The sequence below is a fragment of the Arthrobacter sp. Y3223164 genome, from assembly GCF_059091005.1.
The window spans coordinates 1-4889 of record NZ_JBNHGF010000215.1 but is presented as its reverse complement, the minus strand read 5'-3'; the positions used below and the strand labels follow the sequence as shown (position 1 = coordinate 4889).

Genomic DNA, 4889 nt, shown 5'->3' with positions numbered 1-4889 from the left:
GCCCCTCCCGACCGGGTACCGGCTGCGCGTGCGCCGCGCGCCCGCCACCCGGGCAATGCGGCGGCCAACGACCTCCGGCCGCGTTCCCGTGCGTTCCGTGTAGGCCCCGCCAATCGCCCGCGCCACGCTCTCCGCCTGCTGCGCATACGCCGTGCCTTCGGAACTCCGCTGCAGACTCTCCACCGCGATGGCGTCCCACTCGGTTAGGATCGGCCCGGGCTCGACGATCACCACGTCGATGCCGAAGGGCTTGAGCTCCACGCGAAGGCAGTCCGACAAACCTTCGACCGCGAACTTCGCCGCGTGGTACCAGCCGCCGAGGGGTTCGTAGAACACGCCGCCGATCGAGGAGACGTTGATGATCCGCCCGCTGCCCTGGGCCCGCATGGCCGGGGCCGCCAGTTGGATAAGCCGCCCCAGCCCGAACAGGTTCACCTCGAACTGCTGCCGGGCGTCCTCCAGCGGCACGTTCTCGATGGCGCCGTAGGAGGCGTACCCGGCATTGTTGACCAGCACGTCCAGCCGTCCCTGCTCCGACAGGATCTGCTCCACCCCGCGCACCATCGACGCGTCGTCGGTCAGGTCCATCTCGAGGACGCGGATCCCGTGCGCTTCCAGCGGGCGCATCCGCTCCACGCGGCGCGCGGCGGCGTAGACGGTGAAGCCGCCGCGTGCCAGTTCCCGGCAGGTGTGTTCCCCAATGCCGGAAGACGCTCCGGTTACCAGTGCCGTTTTGTCCATCGCCATCGCGCCGTCCGCCTCACTTCGTCAATGCCATCGCGACGGCGGTGCCCTGCTCGTCCGGCGACGTCCGGGCGCCGCCGTCGGCACCAAAGACCCGCCGGCAACCGTCGATGGCGCCAGTGTAGCGGCCCCGAGTGGAGAGCAGCGGATGCCGACCCGGCTTGCCCTGTGGCCCTCTGAACGTCCCTTGCGGGCACCCTACCGCGGCCGCTCCCGCCGTCTCGACAAGTGCCGAAGTCCGGAGCACACTGTTGGCAATACGAGGGCTTTACCCCGTTGCATAGTGGCGGCCCAAGGCTGACCCCTCAAGACAGCAGACGCAGCCGGGCCGCCGTCGGGAGGCGGATCATGGATCAAGACGGCGTCGTCCGGCCCACTCGCGCAGATGAGCAGGATTCACCAGTGCCCACCCGCTCGCGGTTGCGGCTGGCCGCAACTCTGCTCTTTGCCGGGGTGCTGGTCTCCTTGCTGGTCGGAATATTCCACCCTGGCGCCGCCAACGCCAATGATCATGCAGCAGCCTTCTCCGAGTACGCGAACAGTGCTGCCTGGACCGGGATTCATGTGGGCCAGTTCGTGGGAATGACAATCCTGATTGCCGGGCTGCTGGTCCTGTTCGCAGCCCTGGACATCCACCGCGGCGCGGCTTCCTGGGTGTCACGGTTTGCCGGCGTCGCCGCGGCAGCGGCGCTGCCGCTTTATGCGGTCCTTCAAGCCGTTGACGGCGTTGCCCTGAAGCAGGCGGTGGATGCCTGGGCAGCCGCGCCGGAGGCGGAGAAGGCCGCCCGCTTCGATGTCGCGGAAGGGATTCGTTGGCTGGAATGGGGCGCCCGCAGTTACCAATGTCTGTTGCTGGGGCTCTCGTTTGTGCTGTTTGCCGTCGCTATTATCTGGAGCGGCCGGGTATCAAGGTTCGTGGGCTCCTTGCTGGGGCTGACCGGTTTGGCTTACCTGGTGCAGGGCTGGGTCATTGGTGCCGAAGGATTTTCGCCGAACAACGCCCTGCCGACCCTGGTTGGCATCGCGGCGAGCCTCGTCTGGAGTATCTGGCTTTTGATCAGTGCTTGGCGGCGCCGGCCGGCGGCTTCGCGCTGGGCCTGACCGATGTCGATAGCACTCAGACGGCGTGAGGAATTCAGGAAAGGCGGCGGAAATCTCCCGCCGCAAGCTGGACATAGATCGGCAGTGTCATTTGGATCGGTGCAACGCCGACCGGCTCGTCAAGCAACTCGTTGATCGTCGTCTGCCCTTCCAGTTCGGTCGCTTGGTGCCCATCCATGACTCGACCCTACGTGGACAGGCCGCTCCCGGTGCCAAGACACGCGCCATCTGCCGCTTGGTGCCGGCCTGCTCAGCTTCGGTCACGCTCGGGATGTTCATCTACCGTCCCGGTTCTATGGCGACAGTCGCTGCCGGTGGTTAGAGTCTTCGACATGGAAGGGGTTCCGTGGGCAGCACCGTCCGGTTCCTGATCCTGCCGCTGATGCTGTTGGCGCTGCTTGCTCTGCCTGGATCCGTCGCCCCGCGATCGTATCCAAGTGCCATTGCGGGACTCGGAGATTCCATTACCCAAGCCGCAAACACCTGTTGCCGGCCCGGCAACTACCCGGCCAAGTCCTGGTCAACCGGCGACGGGCGGTCCGACGACATCCGCAGCCACTACGAGCGGCTGGCGGCGCTGCACCCCCAGATCAACAACAACAACTTCAACGACTCGGCAAGCGGCGCCAAGGCGGCAGATCTTCCTGGACAGGCGTCCATGGCCGTGGCCCAGAAGGCGGACTACATCACCCTGCTCATCGGAGCCAACGACCTGTGCGCCTCGTCGGCATCAGCGATGACGTCCACCGCCGATTTCGCCAGGCACGTCGCGGCTGCCCTCGATTCGCTGCACCGCGGGCTGCCGCGGGCCCGCATCTACGTCAGCAGCATTCCCGACCTTCATCGCCTCTGGTCCGTTTTGCGCACCGATCAGGAGGCCAGACGGGTCTGGGCGGCCAATGGAACCTGCCCCTCCGTGCTTGGCGCCGAGCTCACCGAGAACCAGCGGCAGGAAGTGGTTGCCCGCGAGCGGGCCTTCAATGAGATCCTCGCGGAGACGTGTGCACGGTACGGGAACTGCCACTGGGACCGGGGCGCCGTGTACGCCTACAAGTTCTCCGCCCACGAGATCAGCACACTGGACTATTTCCACCCCGGCCCCGCCGGCCAGGCCGCACTGGCCGAGCTGACATGGCAAGCCTTCCAAGGACGCCGCTGAACCTGCATGTCAGCCACCGGGCATCCAGCACGGCCCCTACCAGATGAACAAGAGACATCTACCCAAAAGCGCGACCGGATTAGCAACTCTGCTGCTTTTCGTGCGGGGACGCCGGTACTCGTAAGATTTTGAAGTTCTTGTCAGCAACATCCGCCCTGCTTAACGACTCATTTTCTGCGCGTGTTAGCTTGATCACCGTCCTTTCCGGCGGCCCGCCCGGAAAGCTGAACCACCGCTGCTACCTTCCGGAGGCACAATGGGACTCAGCTCCCCCACGCATACAGACGACAGTGCTGTGGCGCCCACACCAGCTGCAGAAACACGACGCGGATCCTTGCCAGGGACAGGGGCGGGCCGCACCTCCGGCGAGGCCGGCAACGAACTCAAGCGCGGGCTGAGCAGCCGGCACCTGCAGATGATCGCCATCGGCGGTGCGATCGGCACGGGGCTGTTCGTGGCCTCGGGCGGCACGATTTCCCAGGCGGGTCCCGGCGGAGCCTTGGCCGCCTATGCGTTGGTCGGACTGATGGTGTTCCTGCTGATGCAGTCGCTGGGGGAAATGTCGGCCAAGATTCCGGTGGCCGGTTCCTTCCAGACCTTTGCGACCCGCTTTGTCTCGCCGTCCTTCGGGTTCGCGATCGGCTGGAACTACTGGTTCAACTGGGCCATCACGGTGGCCGCCGAGCTGGTCGCCGCCGGAATCATCATGGACTTCTGGTTCCCGGGAGTCCCGGGCTGGGTGTGGGCCGGGATCTTCCTGCTCGTCTTGACCGGGCTCAACGCCCTCTCCGCCAAGTCCTTCGGGGAGTCGGAGTTCTGGCTCTCGCTGATCAAGGTCGCCGCGGTGGTGCTCTTCCTGATCGCCGGTGTGCTGATGATCGTCGGCATCCTTGGGGACAACTCCCCGGGCCTGAGCAACTGGGAGAACCGCGATGATGTGTTCCACGGCGGTTGGGTCTCGATCATCTCGGTCTTCATGATTGCCGGGTTCTCCTTCCAGGGCACCGAACTGGTGGGCGTGGCCGCGGGCGAAGCCAAGAACCCGCGCCGCGAAGTGCCGAAGGCCATCCGCACCGTCTTCTGGCGCATCATGCTCTTCTACATTGGCGCCATCTTCATCATCGGCTGCCTGATCCCGTTCACCGATCCGAGTCTGCTGGCCTCCGGCGAGGCCGATGTCGCAGTATCCCCGTTCACGCTCGTCTTCTCGCGCGCCGGGATTGCCTTCGCGGCGGCTCTGATGAACGCGGTGATCCTGACCGCCATCCTCTCAGCGGGCAACTCCGGACTGTATGCCTCCACACGCATGCTTTACGCCATGGCTCATGACGGCAAGGCCCCGAAAATCTTCCGACGTACTAATGCGCGCGGCGTGCCGATTCCGGCGCTCCTGGCCACCGCGGCCGTGGGACTTTTCGGGTTCCTCTCCGCGATCGTCGGTCAGGGCGCGGCCTACTCCTGGCTGCTGAACATGTCCGGCCTGTGCGGCTTCATCGTCTGGGCGGGAATCGCCATCTCCCACTACCGCTTCAGGCGCGGCTTCCTGGCCCAGGGCAACAAGGTCAGCGACCTGCCGTACAAGGCCTCCCTGTTCCCCATCGGCCCGCTGCTGGCCTTCGCCATGCTGGTCCTGGTCATCGCCGGACAGAACTACGAGGCCGTGCTAGCCGGGCGGGGCATGGAAGTGCTTTCCTCCTACATCGGGCTGCCGGTCTTCATCGCCCTGTGGCTGGCCCACCGCCTCATCACCAAGTCCACGATGGTGCCGCTGCTCGAGATGGACCTCCGGGCGCCCGAGGACCTCGAGGACGAACCCGCCGGCGCCACCCGGTGACCCTGCTGCCCCAGGGCTACCCAGGCGCAGCGGGGCGCCGGCGGTACCCAG

The 4889-nt window shown here is 65.9% G+C and carries 5 protein-coding genes; 3 read left to right on the top strand and 2 right to left on the bottom strand.

Features of this window, described 5'->3' with window-relative positions; genetic code table 11:
• Window positions 1-747, bottom strand: a 747-nt coding sequence (locus AC5RUJ_RS11100; protein ID WP_494155866.1) for an oxidoreductase, incomplete at its 3' end; no start/stop codon positions are given.
• Window positions 748-1164: 417 nt separating this feature from the next.
• Between AC5RUJ_RS11100 and AC5RUJ_RS11095 the strand changes: the two genes are divergently transcribed.
• Window positions 1165-1845: a hypothetical protein gene (locus tag AC5RUJ_RS11095; protein WP_494155865.1), complete on the top strand. Its 681-nt coding sequence runs from the start codon at window positions 1165-1167 to the stop codon at window positions 1843-1845.
• A 34-nt stretch (window positions 1846-1879) separates the two neighbouring features.
• On the opposite strand, the gene AC5RUJ_RS11090 is transcribed toward AC5RUJ_RS11095, so the two are convergent.
• On the bottom strand, window positions 1880-2023 hold the full coding sequence (locus tag AC5RUJ_RS11090) for a hypothetical protein (RefSeq protein ID WP_494127659.1): 144 nt from the start codon (window positions 2021-2023) through the stop codon (window positions 1880-1882).
• A gap of 168 nt (window positions 2024-2191) precedes the next feature.
• Here AC5RUJ_RS11090 and AC5RUJ_RS11085 point away from each other — a divergent pair, with 168 nt between their 5' ends.
• Window positions 2192-3004 carry an SGNH/GDSL hydrolase family protein gene (locus tag AC5RUJ_RS11085; protein WP_494127660.1) on the top strand — a complete coding sequence of 271 codons (813 nt, stop codon included), beginning with the start codon at window positions 2192-2194 and terminating at the stop codon, window positions 3002-3004.
• 256 nt (window positions 3005-3260) lie between these two features.
• Window positions 3261-4838, top strand: a complete 1578-nt coding sequence (locus AC5RUJ_RS11080; protein ID WP_494127661.1) for an amino acid permease — start codon at window positions 3261-3263, stop codon at window positions 4836-4838.
• Window positions 4839-4889 lie beyond the last annotated feature (51 nt).

Coding starts and splice junctions, on each gene's coding strand:
- AC5RUJ_RS11090 (WP_494127659.1), bottom strand. CDS start 2,023: ATGGATGGGCACCAAGCGACCGAACTGGAAGGGCAGACGACGATCAAC.
- AC5RUJ_RS11080 (WP_494127661.1), top strand. CDS start 3,261: ATGGGACTCAGCTCCCCCACGCATACAGACGACAGTGCTGTGGCGCCC.